We start from the raw sequence: 25,204 nt of genomic DNA, 5'->3' as shown, positions 1-25,204 counted from the left end.
GGCGGTGCAGGGGAAGTACCTCCCGGAGGCCCCGGCGCCGCGTCGGCGGTGGACGCTGCGGACGCGTCTGGTGGTGTCGGCCGTCGGGCTGATCGCCGTGGTCGGGGCCGTCATCGGGGCGGTGACGACCATCGCGCTGCACTCCTATCTGCAGGGGCAGTTGGACGGCGAGCTGAAGGACTCGGTGAGGCGGGCGCAGGCGCCGCGTCCGCACGATCCGATGCGGGGCGGGACGACGCTCGACTTCGTGGCGATGGGCGGCCAGCCGCTGGGCACCGTGGGCGCGCGGGTCGGACCGGACGGCACGATCGACGTCGGGGCGAAGCTGAGCAACGCGACGAGGCGGCTGCCCAGCGAGCGGCTGGCGGCACTGACCGTCGGGCAGGCCGCGGCCCTGGACGCCGTTCCGCGTGACGGTGCGCCGCACACCACCGAGCTGCCCGGACTCGGCGACTACCGGGTGAGGTCCGCCACGAACGGTGCGCTGGTGATCGGTCTGCCGCTCGGCGGGGTCGAGGGCACGGTCGGCAGGTTGGTGGTCATCGAGGCATGCCTGACCGTCGCCGGGCTGCTCGCGGCCGGCATCGCCGGTTCCACCATGGTGGGGATCGCGCTGCGGCCGCTGCGCCGGGTCGCGGCCACCGCTACCCGGGTGTCCGAACTGCCGCTGCACCAGGGCGAGGTGGCGCTGCACGTACGGGTGCCCGCGGCCGAGGCGGATGCGCGGACCGAGGTAGGGCAGGTCGGCGCGGCGCTGAACCGGATGCTCGGACACGTCGGTTCGGCGCTCTCGGCCCGTCAGGAGAGCGAGATGCGGGTGCGGCGGTTCGTCGCCGACGCCAGCCATGAGTTGCGTACGCCGCTTGCCTCGATCCGGGGGTATGCCGAGCTGACCCGGCGCGGACGGGAGCAGCCGGGGCCGGAGACCCGCCATGCGCTGGGGCGGATCGAGTCGGAGGCGGAGCGGATGACGGGGCTGGTGGAGGATCTGCTGCTGCTCGCCCGGTTGGACGCCGGACGCCCGCTCTCGTACGAGAGCACTGATCTCGCGCCGTTGGTGGTGGACGCGGTGAGCGATGCGCGGGTGGCCGGGCCCGGTCACCGGTGGCGGCTGGAGCTGCCGGACGATCCGGCGCCGGTGCACGGGGACAGCGGGCGGCTGCACCAGATTCTGGTGAACCTGCTGGCCAACGCCCGTACGCACACGCCCGAGGGGACGACGGTCACCGCGCGGCTGCGCGCCACGGGCAGCGGTGGGCACCACGGCCCAGGCGTCGTCCAGTTGGAGGTGCAGGATGACGGGCCCGGTATTCCGGCCGACCTGCTGCCGCATGTCTTCGAGCGCTTCGCGCGCGGTGACGCGTCGCGGTCCCGCGCCGCCGGAAGCACGGGGCTCGGGCTGGCGATCGTGCAGGCGGTGGTGGCCGCGCACGGCGGTACCGTCGGCGTCGCCAGCGTGCCGGGCCGGACGGTCTTCACGGTGACGCTCCCGACGGCCGGACCGGTGAGAGCGGCGCTTGCCCCCTCCTGAGCATGAAGGCGCCCGCGGACTCCCGCACGCTGCCGGGACGCCCCCGCGGACTCCCGCGCACTTCCCGGAAGCCCCCGCGGACGCCCGTGATCGTGACCCCGTGACCCTGTGACCCTGTGACCCCGTGACCCCGTGACCCCGTGGAATCTCGCGGACTCACAGCCGCGCCACAGGTTCACCACACGGTCGTGACAGCGCGGTTGGCGAGGGTCGACGGTATGACGACGACACAGCCGCCCCGCACGCCACTGGGCTCTCTACCGCCACGCGAGCATCTGCGTCTCGGTCAGATCGCCACGGTTCTCGATGTGGTCATCCCCGTCCACAACGAGGAGACCGACCTCGAACCGTGCGTCCGGCGCCTGCACGAGCACCTGGCCCGGACCTTCCCCTACGGGTTCCGGATCACCATCGCCGACAACGCGAGCACGGACCGTACGCCGGAGGTCGCCGCCCGGCTCGACGACGCGATCGACGAGGTCACGGCCGTACGGCTGGAGGAGAAGGGGCGGGGGCGGGCGCTGCGGACGGTGTGGTCGCTGTCCGAGGCGCCGGTGCTGGCCTATATGGACGTCGATCTGTCCACCGACCTCAACGCGCTCCTGCCGCTGGTCGCGCCGCTGATCTCCGGGCACTCGGACCTGGCGATCGGCTCCCGGCTCAGCCGCAGCGCGCGGGTGGTCCGCGGCCCGAAGCGGGAGTTCATCTCGCGCACGTACAACCTGATCCTGCGCGGTTCGCTCGCCGCCCGCTTCACCGATGCGCAGTGCGGTTTCAAGGCCATACGGGGGGATGTCGCCGAGCGGCTGCTGCCGATGGTGGAGGACACCGGCTGGTTCTTCGACACCGAGCTGCTGGTGCTCGCCGAGCGGGCCGGGCTGCGGATCCACGAGGTGCCGGTGGACTGGGTCGACGACCCCCGCAGCACCGTGCACCTCGTGCGGACGGCCACCGACGACCTCAAGGGCGTGTGGCGGGTGGGGCGGGCGCTGGCGACCGGGGCGCTGCCGCTGGACCGGCTGGCCCGGCCGTTCGGGGACGATCCGCGCGACCGTGAGTTGTCCGGGGTGCCGGGCGGACTGGCCCGCCAACTGGTGGGCTTCTGTGTCGTCGGGGCGCTCAGCACCCTGCTCTACCTCGGCCTGTACTCCCTCTTCCGGCTCGGCGTGGGCTCCCAACTGGCCAATGCTGCGGCGCTGTTGCTGTCCGCACTCGGCAACACTGCCGCCAACCGGCGGCTGACCTTCGGGGTGCGGGGTCGCGACCGCGCGGTCCGCCATCAGGCGCAGGGGCTGGTGGTCTTCGCCATCGGTCTGGTGTTGACCAGCGGCTCGCTCGCCGCGCTCAACGCCGCCAGCGGCGACCCGTCGCACGGCACCGAACTCGCCGTGCTGGTCGCCGCCAACCTCGCGGCGACCGTCCTGCGGTTCCTGCTCTTCCGCGCCTGGGTGTTCCCCGACGACGCAGCGGCGCCGGCCGACACCCCGGGCTCACTCGGCACGCCCGGCACCCCCGGCATCCCCGGCATCCCCGGCACCCCCGGCTCACCCGACACCCCGGGCTCACTCGGCACGCCCGGCACCCCCGGCATCCCCGGCACCCCCGGCACCCCGGGCGCACCCGGCGCGACCGCCGCCGCAGCCCTCCCGTCCGACGTCCCCGGCACGCCCCCGACCCCCGCGTCCGGGATGCCCGCCACCCCCGCACCCGGCTCGCCCACCTTCTCCAGGAGTGATCGATGAACCCGCCACCGACCGATACGCCCTCCACTTCGCAGGGGGGAGCACCGGCGTCGGTTGCCGCCGCGGGGCCCGTACCGCAGGCAGCCGCCCCGCCGTCCCGCCGGCCCGACCCGCGCCCGGCCGACCCGCGCTGGGCGCGCCCCGCCCTGCTGGGGTTGCTGCTGGTCACGGCCGTGCTCTACCTCTGGAGCCTGTCCGCGTCCGGGTACGCCAACCAGTTCTACTCGGCCGCCGTACAAGCCGGCAGCGAGAGCTGGAAGGCGTTCTTCTTCGGCTCCTCCGACGCGGCGAACTCCATCACCGTTGACAAGCCGCCGGCCGCGCTGTGGCCGATGGCCCTGTCGGTGCGGCTCTTCGGGCTCAGCTCGTGGGCGATCCTGGTGCCCGAGGCGCTGATGGGCGTCGCGACGGTCGGCGTGCTGTACGCGGCCGTGCGGCGCAGGTTCGGCGCGGGCGCCGGGCTGCTCGCGGGCGGCGCGCTGGCGGTGACGCCGGTCGCGGCCCTGATGTTCCGGTTCAACAACCCCGACGCGCTGCTGTGCCTCCTGATGGTCTGCGCCGTCGCCGCCGTGCTGCGCGCGCTGGCGGACGGCTGTACGAAGTGGCTGTTGCTGGCCGGGGTCTGCTTCGGGCTCGGGTTCCTCACCAAGACGCTGCAGGCGTGGCTGATCCTGCCGGCGCTCGCGGTCGTCTACGCGTGCTGTGCGCCGGTCGCGCTGCGCAAGCGGTTCGGCCAGTTGCTGCTCGCCGGGCTGGCGATGGTGGTGTCCGGCGGCTGGTGGGTGGCGATCGTCGAACTGTGGCCGGCGTCCTCGCGCCCGTACATCGGCGGTTCGCAGCACAACAGCTTCCTGGAGCTGACCTTCGGCTACAACGGCCTGGGCCGGATCAACGGCAACGAGACCGGCAGCGTCGGCGGCGGGGGCCGGCGGGGCGGTGGCGGCTGGGGGGAGACCGGCCTCACCCGGCTGTTCTCGTCCGACATGGGCGGGCAGATCTCCTGGCTGCTGCCGGCCGCGCTGATCCTGCTGGTCGTGGCGGTCGTCGTGCTGTGGCGGGCGCGCCGTGCGGTCGCCGCCGAACAGGCCGCTCAGCGGGCCGAGTTCCTGGTCTGGGGCGGCGCGCTGCTGATGACCTTCACGACGTTCAGCTTCATGTCCGGGATCTTCCACCAGTACTACAACATCGCCCTGGCCCCGTACATCGCGGCGCTGGTCGGGATGGGTGCGACGCTGATGTGGCGGCGGGCCGGCCGGCTGGGGGCGAGCGTGCTGGCCGTGACGGTCGCGGTGACCGCCGCCTGGTCGTACGTCCTGCTGAACCGGTCGCCGGAGTGGCTGCCGTGGCTGCGCTGGACGGTACTGGCGCTCGGTCTGCCGGCGGCGCTGGGTCTGCTGCTGTCGCTGTGGACGGGAGAGCCGGCACGGGAGCAGGTACCGGCCCCGGCGCAGGACGGAGCGCCGACCGCGGCGCAGCAGCCCGCCCGGTCCCGCGTGGCCGGCCGCCGGCTCGCCGTGCTCGCGGCCGGCGTCGGGCTGGCGTCGTCGCTGGCCGGACCGGTCGCGTACGCACTCGACACGGTGAACACGCCCAAGGGCGGTTCGATCATCACGGCCGGTCCCGCCGTCCAGGGCGGCATGGGCGGCCCCGGTGGCGGGCGCTTCCCCGGCGGGCGGATGCCGGGGAGGTGGCGCGGCCACACCAACGGCGGTACGGCGGCCGGCGCCTTCCCCGGCGCACCCGGCGGCGGCCGGGGCTCCCAACAGGGTCGGCCGCAGGGCAAGGGCGGCCAGGCCGGTCTGCCCGCGTTCCCCGGCGGCCCGGGCGGTGGCGCCTTCGGCAAGCGCGCCGGCCGGATGGGCGGCATGGGCGGCCTGCTCAACGGCAGCAAGGTGAGCGCCGAGGCCGAGGCGCTGGTGGAGAAGGACGCGGCGGACTACACCTGGGCCGCGGCGGCCATCGGTTCCCAGAACGCGGCGAGTTACCAACTCGCCACCCAGAAGCCGGTGATGTCGATCGGCGGCTTCAACGGAAGCGACCCGTCACCGACCCTCGCCCAGTTCAAGAAGTACGTCGCGGACGGCAGGATCCACTACTTCATCGCCGGCGGCAGGGACGGCGTCGGTGGCAAGGAACGCACCGCCCGGGCGGGTGGCTTCGGTGGCTTCGGCGGCCGTGGCGGCCCCGGTGGCGGCAACGGCGGCTCGTCGAAGATCACCTCCTGGGTGGAGAAGAACTTCACGAAGGTCACCGTCGGCAGCGCCACCTTCTACGACCTGACGGCACGCAAGGGCTGACCGGCCCGCAGGCCCGGCCGCACCGGCGCGCCCACCCTGCCCGAAAATCAAATGTACGGCGTATAGCTCTCCCTGTACGGTGTAAGACATCCGCTCGCACCGTACAGGGAGCCCGTATGCCCGCCGTGGCCTCCGAAGCCACCACGCCCCTTCAGTCGACGGGCCGCCATGCCGCCCGCTGGCTGATCCTGGCCGTCATCTGCGTCGCGCAGCTCACGGTCATCCTCGACAACACCGTCCTCAACGTCGCCATCCCCTCCCTCACCGAGAACCTGGGCGCGACCACCGCCGACGTCCAGTGGATGATCAACGCCTACTCGCTGGTCCAGTCCGGTCTGCTGCTCACCGCGGGCAACTCCGCCGACCGCTACGGCCGCAAGAAGATGCTCGCCGTCGGCCTGGTGCTCTTCGGCCTCGCCTCGCTCGGCGCGGCGCTCGCCCAGTCACCCGGTCAGCTGATCGCCGCCCGGGCCGGTATGGGCGTCGGCGGCGCCCTGCTGGTGACCACCACGCTCGCCGTCGTCATGCAGATCTTCGACGACGCGGAGCGCCCCAGGGCCATCGGCATCTGGAGCTCGGTCAACTCGCTGGGCTTTGCCGCCGGCCCGCTGATCGGCGGCTCGCTGCTCGACCACTTCTGGTGGGGCTCGTTGTTCCTGGTCAATCTGCCGGTCGCCGTCATAGCGCTGGCGGCCGTCGTCGTCCTCGTCCCGGAGTCCAGCGGCCGCGGGAGTGCCCGGCCCGGTGCGGACCCGGCCGGCGCGACCCCCGTCGACCTGCCCGGCGCGCTGCTGTCCATGATCGGCATGGTCGGGGTGGTCTTCGCGATCATCTCCGGGCCGCAGGCCGGCTGGCTGTCCGGCCGGGTGCTGATCTCCGCCGCCATCGGGATCGTCGGTCTCGCCGTCTTCGCCCTGTGGGAGCTGCACGTCCCGCACCCCATGCTCGACATGCGCTTCTTCCGCAACCGCCGCTTCATCGGCGCGGTCTCCGGCGGCATCCTCGTCGCCTTCGGCATGGGCGGCTCGATGTTCCTGCTCACCCAGCACCTCCAACTGGTGCTCGGGTACGGGCCGTTGGACGCCGGCCTGCGGATGGCGCCGCTCGCCGTCACCGTCATCCTGATCAACTTCACCGGCCTGAGCGCCCGTCTGGCGCCCCGGCTCGGCACTCCCGGAATGATCGTTTCCGGCATGTCGCTGCTCGCCGCCGGCCTCGCCGCCATCGCGCTGCTCGGCGACCGCAGCTACGGCGGCATGCTGACCGGCCTGATCGTGATGGGCGTCGGCGTCGCGCTCGCCATGCCGACGATGGCCAACGCCATCATGTCCGCGATCCCGCCGGCCCAGGCCGGGGTGGGCGCGGGCGTCAACGGCACGCTGATGGAGTTCGGCCAGGGACTGGGCGTCGCCGTGCTCGGCGCGGTCCTCAACTCCCGTTTCGCGGCGCTGCTCCCGCTGGTCGCGGCGGGCGCCGGCTCGCTGCCCGCCGCGCTCGCCCGGACCCGTACGGACGGGGAACGGGCCGCCGTGCACGACGCCTTCGCCACCGGCATCGGCACCAGCCAACTGGTCGGCGCGGCCGCGGTCCTGGTCGGCGGACTGCTCGCCGCCGTACTCCTGCGGCGCGCCGAACGCGCCGGCCGGGACCAGCAGCCGGTGCCGGGGACGCCGCCGGGCCCGGAACCGGCCACCGCCACGGCGGAATAGCATCGGTGGGTACGTGATCGTGAACGGCGCGTACGGGCGGTGCGTACCCACCGGTGCGGGCACCGCCCGTACGGGCCGTGCGCGGACGAGGCTCAGGGATCCGGCGACACCCGCGGATCCGAGGACGCACCGGGACCCGGCGAAGACCGGGGGTCCCGCGACGCTCAGGAACAGGGAGGGGCGCCATGGCAGCGACGGACGGCCGCGCCAGGAAGCGGCCGAACAGCGTCTGGCTGGCCGACCGCCCCCCGCTCAAGCGGAAGGCGGACCAGCCGGCCGGACTCGACCTCGACAAGATCGTCGCGGCGACGGTCCGGCTGCTGGACGCCGAGGGCCTGGCGAAGTTCTCCATGCGCCGGCTCGCCGCCGAGCTCGGGGTCACCGCGATGTCCGTCTACTGGTACGTCGACACCAAGGACGACCTGCTGGAACTCGCCCTCGACAGCGTCATGGGCGAGATGCGGCTGCCGGACGAGGCCGACGCGGACCGGGACTGGCGCGACCACCTGCGGGGGCTGGCCCACGCGTACCGCGGCCTGCTGACCGGGCACACCTGGGTGGCCCGCCTGCTGGGCACGTACATCAACATCGGCCCGCACTCCACCGCCTTCTCCAACGCCAGCATGCGGGTGATGAAGTCGAGCGGACTGACGCTGGAGCAGATCACCGGCGGCCTGTCCGCCGTCTTCCAGTTCGTCTACGGCTTCGCCACCATCGAGGGCCTGTTCAACGCCCGGTGCGCGGAGGCGGGAATGCCGGTGGACGAGTACTTCCAGCAGGTGATGGCGGCCGTCGAGGGCCTCCCGGAGTTCGCCGAGACGCTGGAGAACTCCACCAAGGTCATGGAGGCTCGCGGCGGGGCCACCGTGCAGGAGATGCGCGACCGCGACTTCGCCTTCGCCCTCGACCTGCAGATCGCGGGCATCGAGGCACTGCGGGGGAGCGCCGACGAGCGCGGGCCGGGCCCCCGTTAGGCCGGGCCGGCCGCGTCAGGTGACCTCCCAGGCCGCCTCGATCATCCGGAAGACCTCGTCCACCGCGGCCTCCGGATCGGCCGCCTCACGGGCCACCGCATAGGCGTCGATCACGAACCGCGCGATGGCCCGGCCGGCCGTGGTGGTCCGTGACAGGCCGGGATCGGCGGCGATGGCCGCTGCCAGCGACTCCGCGTGGCGCAGCCTCATCGACTCCTCGTACTCCCGCAGGGCGGGTGACGTGTCGATCATGTGCCAGATCGGGGCGGCGCTGTCCGCCGTGCAATGGCGCACCAGGGCCTGGATCTCGCGGCGCAGTGCGGGGATGAGGGGCTCCTGCGGTTCCCGGCCGGTGACCGCCCGTGTGAGGCGCTGCTCGAAGTCTGCGTCCTGCTCGAACACCAGGGCCTCTTTCGAGGCGAAGTGGGAGAAGAGCGTGGTGACGGCCACGTCGGCCTCGGCGGCCACGTCACGGATGCCCACCGCGTCGTACCCGCGTTCCAGGAAGAGCCGCAGGGCGGCGTCAGCGATCTTCTGGCGGGTCGCGGCCTTCTTGCGTTCCCGGCGTCCGGACGGATCGGTCATGCCCTGACGCTACCAGGTGCAAAACAACAACCATTCCAAAACCCTAACCGTTAGTGCTACGGTTCCCGGCATGAGAAAAGTGAGCTTCGCCGAGTTCGGCGGTCCGGACGTGCTGCAACTCCTGGACGCCGAGGAGCCCCACGCGGGCCCCGGTCAGATACGCATCGCCGTGCGGGCGGCGGGCGTGAACCCCGTCGACTGGAGAATCCGTGAAGGCCAGGTCCTGGGAGCCCATCCGGTGGAGTTGCCCTCCGGGGTCGGGCTGGACGCCTCCGGGGTGGTGGACGAGATCGGCGCGGGCGTCGAAGGGGTCGCGGTCGGCGACCACGTCTTCGGCGAGGGTTCGAGCACCTATGCCGAGTTCGCCGTGCTGTCGGCCTGGGCCCGTATGCCGGAGGGGCTGACGTTCGAGGAGGCGGCCGGGTACCCCTCCGTGGTGGAGACCGCGCTGCGCGTCCTGCGGGAGGTCGGTGTGCGGTCCGGCCAGACGCTGCTGGTCAGCGGCGCGTCCGGGGGAGTCGGCTCGGCGGTGCTGCAGATCGCCCGCGAGCGCGGCATCACGGTGATCGGTACGGCCGGGGCCGCGAACCAGGACTATCTGCGGAGCCTGGGCGCCCTCGCCACGACGTACGGCGAGGGCTGGGTCGAGCGGGTGCGGCGGCTCGGCCGGGTCGACGCGGCGCTCGACCTGGCCGGCTCGGGCGTGATCCGCGAACTCGTCGAGCTGACCGGGGATCCGCACAAGGTGGTCTCCATCGCCGACCTCGGTGCGCCGGAGTCCGGTGTCCGGTTCTCCGGCGTGGCCGGGAGCGTGCCGGCAGCGCTCGCCGAGGCCGTCGACCTCATCTCGCGGGGAAGGCTCCACATCCCGGTCGAGAAGGCGTACCCGCTCGCCGAGGCCGCGGCGGCGCACATCGACAGCCGGGCCGGTCACACCCGCGGGCGCCGGGTCCTGGTCGTCTGAACCGCCTCCGGGCTCACCCCATGGGCAGGCTCTCGCCCTGCACCGCCTGGATGTCCAGCTCCACCTTCAGCGTCGTGCCGATCGCCGCGATCCCGGCCGCCACGACCTGGTTGTAGTTCATCTTGAAGTCCTCGCGGCGCAGTTCGGCCGTCGCGCGGAAGGCGGCACGCACACCGCCCCACGGGTCCGGGCCGGTGCCGAGGTAGCTGAGGTCGAGGTCCACCGGCCGGACGACGCCGTGCAGCGCCAGGTCGCCGTGGACCGTCCAGCGGTCCGGGCCGGCCGGCTCCAGGCCCGAGCTGCGGTAGGTGATCTCCGGGTACTGCTCGACGTTGAGGAAGTCCTCGGACCGCAGATGGCCGTCGCGCATGCCGTTGCCGGTGTCGATGGTGGTGGCCCTGATGATCGCCTCGACCCGCGACTTCTCCACGTCCTCGCCGATCTCGATGCGGCCGCTGAACTCGGTGAACCGGCCGTGCACGCTGGAGATCCCCAGGTGCTGGGCGACCGCGGCCACCGTGGAGTGCATCGGGTCGATGGTCCACGCGCCGGGCGGCGGCAGCTCGGCCCCGCCCTGGCGGGCCAGTACGACGCTGCCGACGTCCATCCGGCCGCTCGCCGTCACGATCGCGGTGGAGGCGACCGGTGCGTAGCCGACGGCCGTCACGATGACCGTGTACGGGCCGGCGGGCAGCGGCTGTCCGGTGCGGATGGCGCCCTGCTCGTCGGCCGTCGCACGCAGTACCTGCGAGCCCGTCATGTCGGTGACGGTCAGCACGGCGTGCTGTACCGCCCAGCCGTCCCGTGTGCGGACCTGCGCCCTCACGCCCGCAGCTCCCGCGCCCGTCGAATCCATTACCTCTCCCGTTTGTTGCCTGGTGGTGATGCCCCCCTGGTGGGGGTCCCCCGGTGTCGGGCTCCGGCGGCGGCGTGCAGGCCGTCCCCTGCCTGTGCGCAGCGCGGCCGCCGGAGCCCTGGGGTCCGGGCCGGGGCGCGTCTCCGCTCAACGCGCGCCCCGGTCCGGGGTCTTGCCGCCCCTGGGGGATGCCCAGGGGCCCGGGTGATCAGTCCCGTGCGTCGGGGACCGGTCCCGTCCGTCCCGGGTCAGTCCCCGGGGTGTGCGAGTTCGACGTCGTAGCCGTCGACCCCGCGGGCGTCGACCGAAAGGCCGGTGGCGACCGGCGGGTAGCCGCTCGCGATGACCGTGTAGTCGCCGGCGTCCAGGTCGGTGAAGGCGTACGCGCCGTCCTCCCCGGTCGTCGAGGTGGCCACGACGTTGCCCGCCGCGTCCACCAGCGTCACCCGCGCGTCGGGCAGCGGACGACGGGTGCCGTCCGGACCGCCCGCCCGCACGACGCCCTGCACCCGCGCGCCGGCCTGCAGCTCCACCTCGATGCGGGTGGTGCCCTGGCCGCCGACCTCGACCGGCAGCGCGGCCGGGCGGTAGGCGGGGGCGTTCACCGCGACGGTGTAGGTGCCGGGCACCAGCTCGTCGAAGGTGAAGTAGCCCTCGGCACCGGTCTTCCCGGTGGCCAGCACCTCACCGCGGACGTCGGTCACCACGACCATCGCACCGTCGACCGGCTCGCCGGTGACCGCGCTGCGGATCTGGCCGCCGAGGCCGCTGGTGCCGCTGAGCAGAATGTCGTAGCCGTACGGGGTGTCACCGACGACGACCGTGGACGCCTGCGGCTGGTGCCCGTCGGCGGCCGCGATCAGCACGTAGGACCCGGCGCCGGGGGCGCCCAGCACGTACGAACCGTTGGCCTGGGCGACCGCGCGGCCCAGCTGGCGGCCGCTGAGCGAGATCAGCGTCACCGCGGACCGCGGGACCGGGTGGCCCTCCGCGTTGCGCACGAAACCGTGGATCGACGGGCCCGACGGGGTGGCGTCGCCGCCGCCCGCCGAGGCGTACCCGGCCAGCGGCCGGGGGGCCGTCGCGGCGGCCGGCTGCGCCCAGGAGGGCGTGTGCAGGTCGTCGTCCGTGGGCACCGAGGGGGCGCCCACCAGCGCCGGCTCCAGCTCCTCGACCGGCGCCGCGGCGGCGGCCTCCGACGGCGCGGCCGCGGCGGCCGCGGCCGGCTCCGCGCTCTGGTCCAGTCCGCCACGCGTCTTCAACGCGACCTCCTTGATGAACAGGGTGAAGAGGAAGGCGAGCAGCGCGCAGGGCGCCGCGTACAGGAAGACATCGCCGACACCGTGGCCGTACGCGCTCTCCATGACGGTGCGCAGCGGCGCCGGGAGGGCGTCCAGGTCCGGGATGCCGCCGCCGCTGTTGCCGGCGGCGTGCGAGGCGGCCTTGGCGGCCTTGGGGCCGAGTTCGGCCAGCCCGTCCTTGACGTAGTGCGTGACGCGGTTGGCGAGCACCGCACCGAGGGCCGAGACGCCCACCGCGCCACCGAGGGAGCGGAAGAAGGTCACGACGGACGAGGCGGAGCCGAGGTCCTGGGGGGCGACCTGGTTCTGGGTGGCCAGGACCAGGTTCTGCATCATCATGCCGATGCCCAGGCCCATCAGCGCCATGAAGATCGCGATGTGCCAGTACTCGGTGTCGTAGCGGATGGTGCCCAGCAGGCCGAGGCCCGCGGTGACCAGCACGCCGCCGGCGACCAGCCAGCCCTTCCAGCGGCCGGTCCTGGTGATGATCTGGCCCGAGACGGTCGACGAGATGAACAGGCCGCCGATCATCGGGATCGTCATCACACCGGACATCGTCGGCGACTTGCCGCGCGCCAGCTGGAAGTACTGGCTGAAGAAGACGGTGCCGGAGAACATCGCGATACCGACGAACAGCGAGGCCACCGAGGCGAGGGTGATCGTCTTGTTGCGGAACAGCCGCAACGGGATGATCGGCTCCTTGGCCTTGGTCTCGACGAACACGAAGATCGCGCCGAGGACCACCGCGCCGCCGACCATCGCGGCGGTCTGCCACGACATCCAGTCGTACTTGTCGCCGGCCAGCGTCACCCACACCAGCAGCAGCGAGACCGCCGCGCTGATGAAGAACGCGCCCGCCCAGTCGACCTTGACGCCCTCGCGCTTGACGACGGGCAGCTTCAGGGTCTTCTGGAGCACGATCAGGGCGATCACCGCGAACGGCACACCCACGTAGAAGCACCAGCGCCAGCCGAGCCAGCTGGTGTCGGTGATGACGCCGCCGAGCAGCGGGCCGCCGACGGTGGCGACGGCGAAGGTGGCGCCGAGGTAGCCGCTGTAACGGCCGCGCTCCCGCGGCGAGATCATCGCCGCCATCACGATCTGGGCCAGGGCGGACAGACCGCCCACGCCTATGCCCTGCACCACACGGCAGGCGATCAGCATGCCGGTGTTCTGCGAGAGCCCGGCGACGACCGACCCCGCGACGTAGATGACCAGCGCGAACTGCACCAGCAGCTTCTTGCTGAACAGGTCGGAGAGCTTGCCCCACAGGGGAGTGGTCGCGGTCATCGCCAGTAGCGACGCGGTGACGACCCACGTGTAGGCGCTCTGCCCGCCGTCCAGGTCATGGATGATCTCGGGCAGCGCGTTCGACACGATCGTCGACGAAAGAATGGCGACGAACATGCCGAGCAACAGCCCGGACAGCGCCTCCATGATCTGACGGTGCGTCATGGGCGCCCCGTTGGAGGCGCCGTGTCCGCCGCCTCCATGCTTGGCGTGGCCGCCCCGCACACCGGCTGGTGTGGTCGTAGCCATGTAGTTCCTTTTCATCCTGCGGGTGTACGGGTGGTGGAGTCGTGGTGTGACGCCCGGGTGCCGGAGTCGTGGTGCGCTCCCCGGGTCCGGCAGTCGCCGAAGCTCGTACGGAGCCGGGCGAGCAGCTCGATGAGGTGACCGACGTCGCTGTCGGTCCAGTCGTCCAGATACCGGGCGAGCGCGGCGGTGTAGCGCTCGGCGAGCTCCTCCAGGAGCTCCTGCCCGCTCGGCGTCAGGCGCAGCAGCCGCGACCGCTTGTCCGCCGGATCGGGCTTCCGCTCGATCCAGCCGCGCTCGCAGACGTGCGCGACGTGCCGGCTGGTCACCGACATGTCGATCGCCAACAGCTCGGCGAGCTGGCTCATCCGCATCTCGCCGTGCCGGTCGAGAAGGGTCAGCACCCCGGCCGAGGCGGGCGGGCAGTCCTGGGGCAGCATCCGGCCCATCTCACGCTTGACGGCGCCGATGGCGCTGAGTTGCCTGGCCAGCTCCTCGTACTGACTGTGAGCGGCCACCGGCTCCTCCACACCTCTCCGTACGCCTCGATCGGACATCCCGATCGCCCATCTTTTGTTGCTTAGGGCAACCATAGGCAAGGTTGGTTGCTGAAGGCAAACGAATGGGTGGTGGATGCAGGTAAAGGAACCCTCAAGCCTGCCTCGGTATTGCGTCAATGCGGCTATGTCCTGACGTAAAGCCGCAGGTCCAGGCCGCGCCCGCAGGCCGGGAGAAATCGCCCACCAGTGGTGCACCTCACGCACGACGCCCCGATTCCCGCGTCCCGCGGCGTCGCTCCGTACGTGCCCCAGGGGTGCCCCCGGGCCCCCGGTTCGCTAGGGTCCTTGCCCATGGCGACCAACCCGCAGAACCAGGCCGAGGGCAACTACGACCCGGCGGGCAGCACGCAGATGTTCCGGGCCTTCGTGGACGAGGGCGGCACCCCCCAGGCCGGCGGCCGCCGCGCCCCGGCCCCCCAGCAGTCGGCCGGCCCCCGCGTGGGCCTCATCGTCGGCGTGATCGTCGCCCTCCTGGTCATCGCGGGCGCCGCCTGGCTGGCACTGGCGTAGGGGGTGTCGTTTGGATCATGGCGGGCTCGCGGGGCCTGGCACGCACGCTCGCCGCGTTGTCGTCACTCGCCGACGCTCCGCGTCGACTCCCTCCTCCGCCTTGCGATCGCACGCACCAGGCCCCGCTCCCTGATCCACCATGATCCAAACGACACCCCCTAGTCCCCTCCTTCCCACCCTCAGTACGCGTACGGGGCCCGGCATCACCGATGCCGGGCCCTTGATCGTTCACCGGGCCGTGCGCCCACCCCGGCTCTCGGCGATCCGCAGGGCGTCCCGGAGTGCCTCGCTCAGTCTGCGGACGCAGAACCGGAGTTCGCCGGGCGGTGTCACTCCCGGGTTCCGCAGCAGCTCGACCGCGTGCGCCAGCACCTCCTCGCCGGTGGCGAGTTGCGCCTCCTCCATGTCGTCGGCCAGCCGCGACAGATAGCCGCCCTCCTCCTCGTCGGCGGAGAGGTAGCACCGCTGCCCGTCCGGCCCCGGCCACGGGAGCAGCCGCAGGCCCCTCACGAGGCCACCCCCAGCTCGTACAGGAACACCCGCTCGCGCCGCGCCGCCCGGCGCTCGTGCGCGAGGAGATAGGGGCGTACGAGGGGGGAGGCGTCGCCGTCGAGGGGGGATTCGGGGCGACGGGCGAGGGGAGGCGATGGCGGAGGCGATGCGGGCTGTGGCCGGTACCCGGCGGCGGGGGCAGGGGGTGCGAGCTTCCCCTCTAACCAGGCGAGGAGGCTGCGCATAAGCTTCGGCACGTCGACCTGCTTTCTTCAGCGTTCAGGTTGGCCATGCCCCGGGGCCGTTGGCGCGGTCGCCGGGGTCTTGGCTGCCCACAGTAAGAGACCTGTTAGCACCTGTCTATAGCTATAGCCATCTATGCCTCTGTAATTACCCGTGCGTACAGTCCCGTTCGTGATGGAGTTCGATCCGACGTTGCCCAAGTGGAAGCAGATTGCCGACGTCATCCGAGAGCGGATCGCGGGTGGCGCCTACCCGCCGCGGCACCTGATCTCCGAGGTGCGGATGGAGCAGGAGTTCGGCGTCGCGCGTGTGACTGTCCGTAAGGTCACCGCCCGCCTCAGGGAGGAAGGGCTCATCGTCACCACTCCCGGCATGGGCTCCTTCGTCGCGAAGGACGCCGCGGAGATCCTCAAGGCGGCGGGTGAGGACTCCCGGGGCTAACCGGGCGCATCCATGCGCTGCGGGTGACAGGCCCAGAGCCGGGCGAACTCTGTGCTGTCGGCGCCGAGTTCGTCGATCAGGGCGCCCACTTCGGGCTAGCTTGGTCATGTGATCGAATTTGCCCCGGACCGGCCCCGCTGGCGTCAGGTCGCCGACGTGATCCGAGAGCGCATCGCCGACGGCACCTACCCGCCCGGGACGCGCGTCCCCTCGGTGGTCGAGATGCTCGAAGAGTTCGGAATCGCCACGACCACGGGTCAGAAGGTGCATCGCGGCCTCCGCGCCGAGGGGCTGATCTACACCGAACCCGGCATGGGCTCCTTCGTTGCGAAGGACGCCGCCGAGGTCCTCAAGGCGGCGGGTGAGGATTCCCGGGGCTAGCCGGGCACGTCCATCCGCTGTGTGCCGACGACCGACAGCAGGCGTAAGGCCTCCGCGGACGGGGTGCCGGGGGCGGCGGTGTAGATGACGACGCGCTGGTCGCGGTCCGTGATGTCGAGGACGTCGCAGTTGACGGCGATCGGGCCGACGAGCGGGTGGTCGAAGGTCTTGCAGAGGGTGGGCGCGGCGGTCACGTCGTGGCCGGCCCAGAGGCCGGCGAACTGTGCGCTGCCGGCGACGAGTTCGTCGACCAGGGCGGTCACCTCGGGGTCGTCGGGGTAGCGGGCCGCGGTGGCGCGCAGGTGCTGGGCCGACGTCCGGAAGAACTCGTCCGCGTCCGCGACGCCGTACAGCGGTCGGCCGTGGCCGGGCGGGCCGAGGAAGGCGCGCCGGACGAGGTTGCGGTCCCGGCGCGGTAGGGCGGAGAAGTCCTCCATCAGGGCCGCGGCCAGGTCGTTCCAGGCAATGACCTCGTACGTCGCCGACAGCACGATCGCCGCGGCCTGCGGCAGCCGGTGCAGCAGGTCGACGATGCTCTGCCGTACCTCCCGCGAAGGCCCCGGCCGGGGGCCGGGCGGGGCACCGGCGAGGTGGTGGAGGTGGTCGCGTTCGGCGTCCGACAGGCGCAGTGCGCGAACGAGTTGGGCCAGTACCTCGCGGGACGGGCGCGGGCCGCGGGCCTGCTCCAGGCGCGTGTAGTACTCGGTCGAGATGAACGCCAGCTGTGCCACCTCCTCGCGGCGCAGCCCCGGGGTGCGGCGGCGCGGCCCGGCGGGCAGGCCCACGTCGGCGGGGGTGATGCGCTCGCGCCGGGTGCGCAGGAAGGCAGCCAGTTCTCGTCGGTCCACGGCTCCAGTGTGCGCGGTCGCCGGGACGCCCATCCAGGTACCGCCGGTGCCTGGATGGGGGCGGCGGCGGGGCACAGGCTCGTCGGCATGAACTCGCACAGGAACACCGGCAGCACCGCACCCGTCCCGTCCACCGCGCCGTCGGGTCTGCTCGCCGACAAGGTCGCCTTCATCACCGGCGCCGGCCGCGGCATCGGCGCCGCCGCGGCGCGGCTGTTCGCCCGGGAGGGGGCCAGGGTGCTCCTCGCGGCCCGCACGGAGTCCCAGCTCAAGGCCGTGACGGAGGAGATCCGGGCGGCCGGCGGCACCGCGGACCACGTGCGGTGCGACCTGGCCGACCCGGCGAGCGTGCGGGCCGCGGTGGACCGGGCCGTGGAGCTGTACGGGCGGCTCGACGTGGCCTTCAACAACGGCGCGACGGGGCAGCCGCCCGTCCCCATGGACCAACTGCCGGAGGCCGACTTCGACCATGTCCTCGCGGTCAATCTCAAGGGCCCGTGGCTGGCCATGAGCGCCGAGATCGCCGCCATCCGCGCCACCGCGAAGCGCGGGGCCGTCGTCAACACCTCCAGCGTGGGCAGCCTGATGGCCAACCCCTGGCTGCCCGCGTACGGCGCGGCGAAGCGGGCGGTCAACAGCCTCACCGCGTCGGCGGCCGCCACGTACGGCCCGGAGGGCATCCGCGTCAACGCCATCGCGCCCGGCACCACGCTGACCGAGATGCTCGACGAGTGGGAGGCGAAGTCGCCGGGCATCGTCGAGCAGCTCAACGCCGGGACACCACTGGGCCGTGCCGCCGACCCGGACGAGATCGCGCAGGCCGCCGCCTGGCTCCTCAGCGACCGTGCGTCCTACGTCACCGGCACGGTCCTCCGGGTGGACGGCGGGATGTGCGCCTGACCGGGGAAGGGGCGTGCGCAGGGGGGAGCAGAAAGCGGTGGGGAGGGACGGGCCGGCACGCCGGCGGCCTCATCTGACGGGGTGCCGGCGCCCGATCGCCATCCGGGCGCCCCGACACCCCGGACCCCAACTCTTCTACGGGCAGGGCGGCTTGAGGTGTGATGCGTCGAGCGTCGTCTGTCGGTGCCCGTCCCTAAGCTCCCTCCATGAGCCCTCTGCCCCACGACGACCGGGCCGCCGTCACCGCCCCGGGCCTGTCCGTCACCCGGATCACCCGCATCCACCCGCCCGCCCCGGCCCGCTACGACCGGCACACCGTCACCCGGGCACCGGCCCACGACCCGGTGCGCGCCCGGCAGGTCGTGAACGCGCTGAGCACGGTCGCGAGCGTGGTGGACGAGTGCGCACCGGTGCGCCGCAGAGACCTCGGCCACCCCCGGGTCCTGGAGGACCTGGACCGGGTGACCGTCGGCTGCTGGGGGAGCGTGGTGCAGATCACCGACCCCGCGTTCGGCGAGGACGGCATCTCCTCCTGCAACCTCGACGACGCGTTCGACCAACAGGTCGAGGACCATCCCGACGCGCGCATCACCGGCGTCTGCGAGATGGGCTTCTCCGAGACCTACGCCAAGTACCTCGTGCACGTCCCCGGCGTGCCCCGGGTCGCCGCGGACGGCTGGGAGGACATGGACCTCACCGGAGACCCCGTGGAGACCCTCCGCGCCGTCGGGGTCACCCCCGGAGGGACCGGCAGCGCGGACGTCTCCCTCGATGACCTCGAAGGGTTCGTCTGGAGCGCCTACTTGGACGTCCTGGCCTGCGGTCTCCACGTCCCCTTCGTCAACGAGCAGCTGCGGGTGTCCGTCTTCAAGGTCACCCGCCCCGCGGACGTCCGGGACGCCATCGAAGACGTCTGGCACCAGCACTGACCGGCCCGGCCACCACGGCCGCCGCCGGTCCGCCCGGCGTCAGACCGCCGGCGCCGCCGCCCAGCTGGCCAGGAGCCGCAGCCGCTCCTCCGTCGGCGAGCCCGGCTCCGGCGTGTAGACCACCAGCATCTGGTCCGCGTCCCCGGACACGGTCAACGTCTCGTACGGCAGGACGAGTTCACCCGCCACCGGGTGCAGCATGCGCTTCGCGCCGTGCGTCTTCTCCTTGACCTGGTGGTCCGCCCACAGCCGGCGGAAGTCCGCACTGCCCAGCGACAACTCGCCCACCAGCGTGGCCAGTTCCCGGTCCCGGGGGTGTCGGCCCGCGTCCAGCCGCAGATGGGCGACCGTCTCGGCGGCCACCGCCGGCCAGTCCGGGTAGAACGCGCGCGCCCGCGGGTCGAGGAACACCTGCCGCGGCATGTTGCGCTCCTCGGGCGGCATCTGCGAGAAGCCGACGACGGCGTCGCCCAGGGCGTTCCACGCGAGCACGTCCATGCGGCGGCCGAGCACGAACGCCGGGGCCTTCTCGACGAGGTCCAGCAGGAGGCGCAGACCGGGCCGCACCTTCTGGGGCGCGGGCCCGGCGGCGGCCCCGCGGCGGGCGGTGGCGGCGGGCCTGGCCACCGTCCGCAGGTACTCCTGCTCGGTGGCGTCGAGACGCAGCACGCGCCCGATGGCGTCCAGCACGGCATCCGAGGCGGAGGAGCCGCGGCCCTGTTCGAGGCGGATGTAGTAGTCGACGCTGACGCCCGCCAGCTGAGCGACCTCCTCGCGGCGCAGGCCCGGCACCCGCCGCCTGCCGTGGCCCGGCAGTCCGACCTCCTCGGGCCGTACGCGGGCGCGCCGGGAGCGCAGGAAATCGCCGACTTCCCCGTCCGTGGATATGTCCATGCCACCGATCCTAGGCGCCCGCGACGCTCCGATCCTGGTACTGCGATACCCAGGAAAACGGCAGCCCTGGGTAAGCCCGGCGGCCCGGCCCAGGCTGGTGGTCGTCACCGGGAGACGCCCGGCGGCGAGCACCACGGACCCGATCACCCAGGAGTTCCCATGTCGTACGCCACCCTCGCCGGCCGCACCGCCGTCATCACCGGGGCCGCCAGCGGCATGGGCGAGGCCACCGCCCGGCTGCTCGCCTCGCACGGCGCCCGGGTGGCACTGCTCGCCCGCCGGACGGAACGGCTGACCGAGCTGGCCGCCACGATCGAGGCGGCCGGCGGCCAGGCCCTCCCGGTCACCGCCGACGTCACCGACCCGACCTCCGTCGACGCCGCCGTGGAACGGGTGCACGCCGCCTACGGCCGGGTCGACCTGGTGGTCAACGCGGCCGGCGTGATGCTGCCGAACCCGGTCACCGACGGCCGCGCCGACGAATGGCAGCGGATGCTCGACACCAACGTCTCCGGCGCGCTGCGCGTCATCCGCGCGTTCACCCCCGACCTGATCGCGGTCGCGGCGGACGGCGGGACGGCCGACCTGGTGAACATCTCCTCGATCGGCGCGCACATCGCCTTCCCCCACTACGCGGTGTACGGCGCGACGAAGGCCGCGCTGACGTACCTCTCGCAGTCCCTGCGCACCGAGCTGGGCCCGCGCGACGTCCGCGTCACCAACATCGAACCGGGCCTCACCGACACCGAGCTGGGCGGCCACATCGACAACGCCGAGCTGGCCGGCCAGCTGGACGGCATGTTCGACGCCCTGCACGGGCTGTCGGCCGACGACATCGCGGACCTGATCGCGTACACCACCAGCCGCGCCCGCCACGTGAACCTGCGCCAGGCGATCGTGCTGCCCACCCGGCAGGCGTGACCCCGGAGCGCCGCCGCGCCCGGGACGTGCGGCGCGGGGGCGGCGGCAGTACGGGCCGGGGGGCTACGCGGCGTCCGCGGCGGCCTGCAGTGCCGCGATGTCGATCTTCTTCATCCCGAAGATGGCCTTCATGGCCCGCGCGGCGCGGTCCCGGTCCGGGTCGTTCAGCAGCTCGGCCATGCCGGACGGCGCGACCTGCCAGGACAGCCCGTACTTGTCCTTCAGCCAGCCGCAGGGGCCCTCCTCGCCGCCGCCCTCGGTGAGCTTGGCCCAGTAGTAGTCGATCTCCTCCTGGTCGGCGCACTCGATGAGCAGGGAGACCGCCTCGTTGAAGGTGAACTGGGGGCCGCCGTTGAGCGCGAGGTAGCCCTGGCCGTCGAGCTCGAACTCCACGGTCAGGACGCTGCCGGCCTGGCCCGGGCCCGCGTCGTTGTAGTGGGTGACGGCGGTGATCCGCGAGTTCGGGAACACCGAGCAGTAGAACTCGGCCGCTTCCTTGCCCTGGGTGTCGAACCAGAGGTTGGGGGTGATCTTGGGCATCTGCTTCTCCCTGTGCCGGTGTCGCCGCCGGGGCCGCGCCTGTGCTGTCCCTCTCCAGACCGTCGCACCGTTCGTGAGTCATCGCTATCCCGGAGCCTCTTCGCGCCGCCCGAACGGGGGCGCGGGCCCGGCCCGGCCGCCGCTACTTCCAGCTGAAGGTGATGTCCCGGGTGTCGAGGTGCATGCCCAGCGGCACCCGCCAGGCGTCCACGCACACCCGCCAGCTGCCGGTCTTCCGTGCGCCGGGGGCCAGGGGCAGCGGGAGCCGGTGGCGCGAGCTGATGGTGGCCCAGTCGATGCCGAGGGCGCCGATGATGTGCGTACCGAAGGTGACCGTGCCGGCCGTGACGGGGGTGTCGCCGGTGTTGAGGAAGTCGAGGGTGACCCGCCGGCACCAGCGGACGTCGGTGCCGTCCTGGCCGGGATGGCCGACGAGCAGGCCGTCGGGGGCGCCCGGGCCGGCGGGAACGCCCGGCGAGGGCGGCTCGGGGGAGGGCGGGCCGGGGTTGCCCGGCGGGTGCGGGGTGCCGTGCGGCGGGGTGGTACCGCCGGGGGACGGACGCGGGGGCGCGGGGGCGTCACCGCTGCCGGGAGAGTCCGTGGGGGAGGCAGCCGACGGTCCGGAGTCCGGGGCTCGGCCGGTCTGCCCGTCGGCGGCGCCGTCGCGCGCGGGGCCCGTCCCGTGCCGCGTGGTCCGGTTCCCGTCCCGGTCGGGGCCGCCGTGACCGGTTCGGTCGCTCGGCCCGCCCTGCGCGGCGCGGTCGCCGGGGGCGCCGTCCAGGGGCGTCAGCTCGACGCCGTCCCGGGGCGCTACGGGCCCGGTCGGCGCGTGGTCATCGGCGGGGCCTGCCGCGCCGACCGCGACATAGCCCCGGTCCGCCGCGTCTCCGCAGCCGGTGAGCAGGACACCCAGACACAGCGCGGCCGCCGAGGCGGCGGCAAGAGTCGTTGTCGTCCGTCGCATCCGCCCAGTGTTGCTGACGGTGCGTCAGGTGTATAGAGGGCCGACGACCGGTACCCGGTGCGGCTCTGCTCTGCAACTGTCCGCCGAGCGGCGCGGAGCGTGTGAAGGCCCCTCGGCGGACCGTTCCTCAATCGGAGATGAGCCCCTCGCGCAGCTGCGCCAGGGTACGGGTGAGCAGGCGCGAGACGTGCATCTGGGAGATGCCGACCTCCTCGCCGATCTGGGACTGCGTCATGTTGGCGAAGAAGCGCAGCATGATGATCTGCCGCTCACGGGCCGGGAGTTTGGCCAGCAGGGGCTTGAGCGACTCGCGGTACTCAACGCCCTCCAGGGCGCTGTCCTCGTAGCCGAGGCGGTCCGCGAGGGAGCCCTCGCCGCCGTCGTCCTCCGGGGAGGGTGAGTCGAGGGAGGAGGCGGTGTACGCGTTGCCGACGGCCAGGCCGTCGACCACGTCCTCCTCCGACACCCCCAGGCACAGGGCGAGTTCGGGCACGGTGGGCGAGCGGTCGAGCTTCTGGGAGAGCTCGTCACTGGCCTTGGTGAGGGCGAGCCGGAGCTCCTGGAGCCGGCGCGGGACCCGCACCGACCACGAGGTGTCCCGGAAGAAGCGCTTGATCTCGCCGACGACGGTGGGCATCGCGAACGTCGGGAATTCCACCCCGCGTTCGCAGTCGAAACGGTCGATCGCCTTGATCAGACCGATCGTTCCGACCTGGACGATGTCCTCCATCGGCTCGTTGCGGCTGCGGAAGCGGGCCGCGGCGTACCGCACGAGGGGGAGGTTGAGTTCGATGAGCGTGTCACGGACGTACGTACGCTCCGCGCAGTCCTTGTCGAGCGAGGCCAGCCGCAGGAACAGGGAGCGGGAGAGCGTGCGGGTGTTGATGGAGTCGTCGTCATGCACGTGCGGTGCGGGCGCGGGAATCGCGGGAAGCACCTTTGAGCTGCCCAGTTCTACGGACATGCCACCCCCTTGAGGTCGCGGACGGGTCGCTGCGGCACCCCCGGGCCGGGCGGACCGGGGAGTGATACCTCCACCTGAATACCGGAGCAAGAGCTACGGCAAACGCGGTTCCTGCAGAATGTCACATGTCGGCAACACGCTGTAGCGCCTTGTCGACTTATCTGTGCAGGCCGGGCCGGGTGCCGGTCGCCCGTGCCGGTTAGGCGTCGATCCTGTTTGCGGATCGAAGCCGAGCGAAGCTCCGCGACAGTAGCCGCGACACATGCATCTGCGACACCCCCAGTTCGGCACTGATCTGGGACTGCGTCAGATTGCTGTAGTAACGCAGCAGAAGGATTCGCTGCTCGCGTTCGGGGAGCTGGACGAGGAGGTGTCGCACCAGGTCGCGGTGCTCCACACCGGCCAGTTCGGGGTCCTCGTACCCGAGGCGGTCCAGCAGGCCGGGCAGGCCGTCGCCCTCCTGGGCGGCCTCCAGCGAGGTGGCGTGATACGAACGGCCGGCCTCCAGGCAGGCCAGCACCTCGTCCTCGCCGATCTTCAGCCGCTCGGCGATCTCGGCGGTGGTGGGCGAGCGCCCGTGCAGCACGGTCAGATCCTCGGTGGCGCCGTTGACCTGCACCCACAGCTCGTGGAGGCGGCGCGGCACATGGACCGTACGAACATTGTCTCGAAAGTAGCGTTTGATCTCGCCGACGACGGTGGGCATCGCGAAGGTCGGGAACTGGACGCCCCGCTCGGGGTCGAAGCGGTCGATGGCGTTGATCAGCCCGATCGTGCCGACCTGGATGACGTCCTCCATCGGCTCATTACGGCTGCGGAAGCGGGCCGCGGCATAGCGGACCAGCGGCAGGTTGGCCTCGATGAGGGCGGCCCGGACGCGGCTGTGTTCGGGGGTGCCGGGCTCCAGATCGGCCAGTTCCGCGAACAGCACCTGTGTGAGCGCCCGCGTGTCCGCGCTCCGGCTCTCGCGGGATGGAGCCTTGGGCGCAGTACGGGCCGTCACGGTCACGCCACCCTTCACAGTGCTCGCAGCATCTACTCGTAGAGGATGTATCCGGCAAAAGCGGTCATAGCATCACAAGACATGTGCACTGTGTGCAAGCACCCCATAACGCCGTGTTGAACCGAGAGTTGAGCGAGGAAAGCGGGGTGGCGGGGAAGGCGCGCGGGGCGGCCGGGTGGCGCCACCGGGCCGGGGCACACGGAAGCCCCCCGCCCGTGGGGGCGAGGGGCTCCGGAGCGCGGTCCGCGGACGGGCCGCGGCTCAGAATTCGTAGTCGGCGATCACCCAGGTGGCGAATTCCCGCCACTGTCCGGCGGCCGCCTGGTGGGCCGGGTGCTCGATGTAGCGCCTGAGGGCGTCCTTGTCGGCCACCGCCGAGTTGATCGCGAAATCGTAGGCGATCGGCCGGTCGGTGATGTTCCAGGCGCACTCCCAGAACGTCAGCTCCTCGATCTGGTCCTTGAGCGCCTCGAAGGCGCGGACGCCGGCCTGCACCCGCTCCTCGTCGCGGGAGACGCCGTCGTTGAGCTTGAACAGGACCAGGTGGCGGATCACAGGGGCCTCCGTGCGGCGGGTGATCACCGGGTCGGCCGGCGGGCGGACGGCCCTAGCTGATCAGCTGGGTCATGAACTGTCCGACGCCCTGGGCGGCGGACGAGATGCCCTCGAAGCCTATCTGGACCAGCTGGGCGGCCCGCTGCGGGGAGGTGATGATCGTGTACAGCACGAAGACGATGAGTATGTACAGCACGATCTTCTTCGCCTGTGCCATCGAACCTGTCTCCCCTGTGGCAGTCGCCTGCGGCAGTGCCTGCACCTCCCGGTTGCAGTCGGGCGAGTGTAACCACACGTGTTCGGCCGCGGGACCCGTGGCGGCGGCCGGTCTCGCGCGCTGACCGGGACTTTATGGACCAAAGGCCCGCCAAAGGGGGCCCTTCGTCCGCCTGTTGGGACCGGCCGCGAAGGCACCATGAGTGAGGTGGCCCGGTGGATCTGGCAGGAACCCCCCGGGCCCGGGACCCGGCCTCACTGCGGGGTCCGCGCCGTGAGCTACCCCCTGACCGCGGCGTGGACTGCGAGGCCGGTCCGCATCGGGGGAGGCGGCCGTCCCCGGACGGC

General features: G+C 72.3%; 25 protein-coding genes. 12 read left to right on the top strand and 13 right to left on the bottom strand.

The genetic code is table 11. The annotated features are described in order from the left end of the window. Nucleotides 1-4: 4 nt before the first annotated feature. The 5 genes from SL103_RS34765 (at nt 5) to SL103_RS34745 (ending at nt 8,253) form a co-directional block, all read left to right on the top strand. A complete protein-coding gene (locus tag SL103_RS34765) occupies nt 5-1,531 on the top strand; it encodes a sensor histidine kinase (RefSeq protein ID WP_069573009.1) in 1,527 nt (508 codons plus the stop codon). Between the two features lie 218 nt (nt 1,532-1,749). After that, complete coding sequence (locus tag SL103_RS34760; RefSeq protein ID WP_123060255.1) at nt 1,750-3,273, top strand: glycosyltransferase; 1,524 nt, start codon at nt 1,750-1,752, stop codon at nt 3,271-3,273. Then, the gene (locus SL103_RS34755) at nt 3,270-5,570 is read left to right on the top strand and encodes an ArnT family glycosyltransferase (protein ID WP_069573007.1); all 2,301 of its coding nucleotides are present in this window, start codon (nt 3,270-3,272) and stop codon (nt 5,568-5,570) included. The genes SL103_RS34760 and SL103_RS34755 overlap by 4 nt, the downstream gene beginning before the upstream one ends. Before the next feature lie 116 nt (nt 5,571-5,686). After that, nucleotides 5,687-7,279, top strand: coding sequence for an MFS transporter (locus tag SL103_RS34750; protein ID WP_069573005.1), 1,593 nt, complete (start codon nt 5,687-5,689; stop codon nt 7,277-7,279). Between the two features lie 185 nt (nt 7,280-7,464). Continuing rightward, complete coding sequence (locus SL103_RS34745) at nt 7,465-8,253, top strand: TetR/AcrR family transcriptional regulator (RefSeq protein WP_069573003.1); 789 nt, start codon at nt 7,465-7,467, stop codon at nt 8,251-8,253. A 15-nt stretch (nt 8,254-8,268) separates the two neighbouring features. Here the strand turns inward: SL103_RS34745 and SL103_RS34740 are convergent, their stop codons facing one another. Then, nucleotides 8,269-8,838: a TetR/AcrR family transcriptional regulator gene (locus SL103_RS34740; RefSeq protein ID WP_069573001.1), complete on the bottom strand. Its 570-nt coding sequence runs from the start codon at nt 8,836-8,838 to the stop codon at nt 8,269-8,271. Between the two features lie 70 nt (nt 8,839-8,908). On the opposite strand from SL103_RS34740, the gene SL103_RS34735 reads away from it, so the two are divergent. After that, nucleotides 8,909-9,802, top strand: a complete 894-nt coding sequence (locus tag SL103_RS34735) for an NADP-dependent oxidoreductase (protein ID WP_069572999.1) — start codon at nt 8,909-8,911, stop codon at nt 9,800-9,802. A 13-nt stretch (nt 9,803-9,815) separates the two neighbouring features. On the opposite strand, the gene SL103_RS34730 is transcribed toward SL103_RS34735, so the two are convergent. The 3 genes from SL103_RS34730 to SL103_RS34720 form a co-directional block, all read right to left on the bottom strand. Beyond that, nucleotides 9,816-10,658 carry a YceI family protein gene (locus tag SL103_RS34730; RefSeq protein WP_069572997.1) on the bottom strand — a complete coding sequence of 281 codons (843 nt, stop codon included), beginning with the start codon at nt 10,656-10,658 and terminating at the stop codon, nt 9,816-9,818. A 248-nt stretch (nt 10,659-10,906) separates the two neighbouring features. Beyond that, the gene (locus SL103_RS34725) at nt 10,907-13,498 is read right to left on the bottom strand and encodes an MFS transporter (RefSeq protein ID WP_164492942.1); all 2,592 of its coding nucleotides are present in this window, start codon (nt 13,496-13,498) and stop codon (nt 10,907-10,909) included. Between the two features lie 11 nt (nt 13,499-13,509). Then, nucleotides 13,510-14,013, bottom strand: coding sequence for a MarR family winged helix-turn-helix transcriptional regulator (locus tag SL103_RS34720; protein WP_069574398.1), 504 nt, complete (start codon nt 14,011-14,013; stop codon nt 13,510-13,512). A 333-nt stretch (nt 14,014-14,346) separates the two neighbouring features. On the opposite strand from SL103_RS34720, the gene SL103_RS34715 reads away from it, so the two are divergent. Next, a complete protein-coding gene (locus SL103_RS34715) occupies nt 14,347-14,565 on the top strand; it encodes a hypothetical protein (protein WP_069572993.1) in 219 nt (72 codons plus the stop codon). A gap of 228 nt (nt 14,566-14,793) precedes the next feature. Here the strand turns inward: SL103_RS34715 and SL103_RS34710 are convergent, their stop codons facing one another. Then, nucleotides 14,794-15,075 (bottom strand): hypothetical protein, encoded by a 282-nt coding sequence (locus SL103_RS34710; protein ID WP_069572992.1) that lies wholly within the window; start codon nt 15,073-15,075, stop codon nt 14,794-14,796. A gap of 399 nt (nt 15,076-15,474) precedes the next feature. On the opposite strand from SL103_RS34710, the gene SL103_RS34705 reads away from it, so the two are divergent. Both SL103_RS34705 and SL103_RS34700 read left to right on the top strand, forming a co-directional pair. Further along, the gene (locus SL103_RS34705; RefSeq protein ID WP_397775566.1) at nt 15,475-15,741 is read left to right on the top strand and encodes a GntR family transcriptional regulator; all 267 of its coding nucleotides are present in this window, start codon (nt 15,475-15,477) and stop codon (nt 15,739-15,741) included. Between the two features lie 108 nt (nt 15,742-15,849). Then, nucleotides 15,850-16,122, top strand: coding sequence for a GntR family transcriptional regulator (locus SL103_RS34700; RefSeq protein WP_244304113.1), 273 nt, complete (start codon nt 15,850-15,852; stop codon nt 16,120-16,122). Here the strand turns inward: SL103_RS34700 and SL103_RS34695 are convergent. Continuing rightward, nucleotides 16,119-16,970, bottom strand: a complete 852-nt coding sequence (locus tag SL103_RS34695) for a helix-turn-helix transcriptional regulator (RefSeq protein ID WP_069574394.1) — start codon at nt 16,968-16,970, stop codon at nt 16,119-16,121. The two genes, SL103_RS34700 and SL103_RS34695, sit on opposite strands and share 4 nt — an antisense overlap. Nucleotides 16,971-17,057: 87 nt before the next feature. Here SL103_RS34695 and SL103_RS34690 point away from each other — a divergent pair, with 87 nt between their 5' ends. After that, nucleotides 17,058-17,870 (top strand): SDR family NAD(P)-dependent oxidoreductase, encoded by an 813-nt coding sequence (locus SL103_RS34690; RefSeq protein WP_069574393.1) that lies wholly within the window; start codon nt 17,058-17,060, stop codon nt 17,868-17,870. Between the two features lie 206 nt (nt 17,871-18,076). Beyond that, nucleotides 18,077-18,799, top strand: a complete 723-nt coding sequence (locus SL103_RS34685) for a DUF6333 family protein (RefSeq protein ID WP_069572990.1) — start codon at nt 18,077-18,079, stop codon at nt 18,797-18,799. Between the two features lie 39 nt (nt 18,800-18,838). On the opposite strand, the gene SL103_RS34680 is transcribed toward SL103_RS34685, so the two are convergent. Next, on the bottom strand, nt 18,839-19,693 hold the full coding sequence (locus SL103_RS34680) for a helix-turn-helix transcriptional regulator (RefSeq protein ID WP_069572988.1): 855 nt from the start codon (nt 19,691-19,693) through the stop codon (nt 18,839-18,841). A 159-nt stretch (nt 19,694-19,852) separates the two neighbouring features. Here SL103_RS34680 and SL103_RS34675 point away from each other — a divergent pair, with 159 nt between their 5' ends. Further along, the gene (locus tag SL103_RS34675; RefSeq protein ID WP_069572987.1) at nt 19,853-20,614 is read left to right on the top strand and encodes an SDR family oxidoreductase; all 762 of its coding nucleotides are present in this window, start codon (nt 19,853-19,855) and stop codon (nt 20,612-20,614) included. A 63-nt stretch (nt 20,615-20,677) separates the two neighbouring features. Here the strand turns inward: SL103_RS34675 and SL103_RS34670 are convergent, their stop codons facing one another. The 6 genes from SL103_RS34670 to SL103_RS38195 form a co-directional block, all read right to left on the bottom strand. Further along, nucleotides 20,678-21,154: a VOC family protein gene (locus SL103_RS34670; protein ID WP_069572985.1), complete on the bottom strand. Its 477-nt coding sequence runs from the start codon at nt 21,152-21,154 to the stop codon at nt 20,678-20,680. A gap of 142 nt (nt 21,155-21,296) precedes the next feature. Further along, a complete protein-coding gene (locus SL103_RS34665) occupies nt 21,297-22,118 on the bottom strand; it encodes a hypothetical protein (RefSeq protein ID WP_069572983.1) in 822 nt (273 codons plus the stop codon). Nucleotides 22,119-22,245: 127 nt separating this feature from the next. Further along, nucleotides 22,246-23,082: an RNA polymerase sigma factor SigF gene (locus SL103_RS34660; RefSeq protein ID WP_069572981.1), complete on the bottom strand. Its 837-nt coding sequence runs from the start codon at nt 23,080-23,082 to the stop codon at nt 22,246-22,248. A gap of 199 nt (nt 23,083-23,281) precedes the next feature. Continuing rightward, nucleotides 23,282-24,091, bottom strand: a complete 810-nt coding sequence (locus SL103_RS34655) for an RNA polymerase sigma factor SigF (RefSeq protein WP_069572979.1) — start codon at nt 24,089-24,091, stop codon at nt 23,282-23,284. Nucleotides 24,092-24,346: 255 nt separating this feature from the next. After that, on the bottom strand, nt 24,347-24,640 hold the full coding sequence (locus SL103_RS34650) for a Dabb family protein (protein WP_069572977.1): 294 nt from the start codon (nt 24,638-24,640) through the stop codon (nt 24,347-24,349). 52 nt (nt 24,641-24,692) lie between these two features. Then, nucleotides 24,693-24,857: a hypothetical protein gene (locus SL103_RS38195; protein WP_164492941.1), complete on the bottom strand. Its 165-nt coding sequence runs from the start codon at nt 24,855-24,857 to the stop codon at nt 24,693-24,695. Between the last annotated feature and the right edge of the window lie 347 nt (nt 24,858-25,204).

Source organism: Streptomyces lydicus (assembly GCF_001729485.1).
Taxonomy (GTDB): Bacteria; Actinomycetota; Actinomycetes; order Streptomycetales; family Streptomycetaceae; genus Streptomyces; species Streptomyces lydicus_D.
This window is presented reverse-complemented; position numbering and strand designations above follow the sequence as displayed.

Bases quoted from the DNA above. Each gene is read 5' to 3' on its own strand.
- SL103_RS34760 (WP_123060255.1), top strand. From the start codon at position 1,750: ATGACGACGACACAGCCGCCCCGCACGCCACTGGGCTCTCTACCGCCA.
- SL103_RS34675 (WP_069572987.1), top strand. From the start codon at position 19,853: ATGTCGTACGCCACCCTCGCCGGCCGCACCGCCGTCATCACCGGGGCC.
- SL103_RS34660 (WP_069572981.1), bottom strand. From the start codon at position 23,082: ATGTCCGTAGAACTGGGCAGCTCAAAGGTGCTTCCCGCGATTCCCGCG.
- SL103_RS34750 (WP_069573005.1), top strand. From the start codon at position 5,687: ATGCCCGCCGTGGCCTCCGAAGCCACCACGCCCCTTCAGTCGACGGGC.
- SL103_RS34715 (WP_069572993.1), top strand. From the start codon at position 14,347: ATGGCGACCAACCCGCAGAACCAGGCCGAGGGCAACTACGACCCGGCG.
- SL103_RS34680 (WP_069572988.1), bottom strand. From the start codon at position 19,693: ATGGACATATCCACGGACGGGGAAGTCGGCGATTTCCTGCGCTCCCGG.
- SL103_RS34730 (WP_069572997.1), bottom strand. From the start codon at position 10,658: ATGGATTCGACGGGCGCGGGAGCTGCGGGCGTGAGGGCGCAGGTCCGC.
- SL103_RS34745 (WP_069573003.1), top strand. From the start codon at position 7,465: ATGGCAGCGACGGACGGCCGCGCCAGGAAGCGGCCGAACAGCGTCTGG.
- SL103_RS34740 (WP_069573001.1), bottom strand. From the start codon at position 8,838: ATGACCGATCCGTCCGGACGCCGGGAACGCAAGAAGGCCGCGACCCGC.
- SL103_RS34665 (WP_069572983.1), bottom strand. From the start codon at position 22,118: ATGCGACGGACGACAACGACTCTTGCCGCCGCCTCGGCGGCCGCGCTG.
- SL103_RS38195 (WP_164492941.1), bottom strand. From the start codon at position 24,857: ATGGCACAGGCGAAGAAGATCGTGCTGTACATACTCATCGTCTTCGTG.
- SL103_RS34735 (WP_069572999.1), top strand. From the start codon at position 8,909: ATGAGAAAAGTGAGCTTCGCCGAGTTCGGCGGTCCGGACGTGCTGCAA.
- SL103_RS34670 (WP_069572985.1), bottom strand. From the start codon at position 21,154: ATGCCCAAGATCACCCCCAACCTCTGGTTCGACACCCAGGGCAAGGAA.
- SL103_RS34685 (WP_069572990.1), top strand. From the start codon at position 18,077: ATGAGCCCTCTGCCCCACGACGACCGGGCCGCCGTCACCGCCCCGGGC.
- SL103_RS34725 (WP_164492942.1), bottom strand. From the start codon at position 13,498: ATGGCTACGACCACACCAGCCGGTGTGCGGGGCGGCCACGCCAAGCAT.
- SL103_RS34690 (WP_069574393.1), top strand. From the start codon at position 17,058: ATGAACTCGCACAGGAACACCGGCAGCACCGCACCCGTCCCGTCCACC.
- SL103_RS34705 (WP_397775566.1), top strand. From the start codon at position 15,475: ATGGAGTTCGATCCGACGTTGCCCAAGTGGAAGCAGATTGCCGACGTC.
- SL103_RS34755 (WP_069573007.1), top strand. From the start codon at position 3,270: ATGAACCCGCCACCGACCGATACGCCCTCCACTTCGCAGGGGGGAGCA.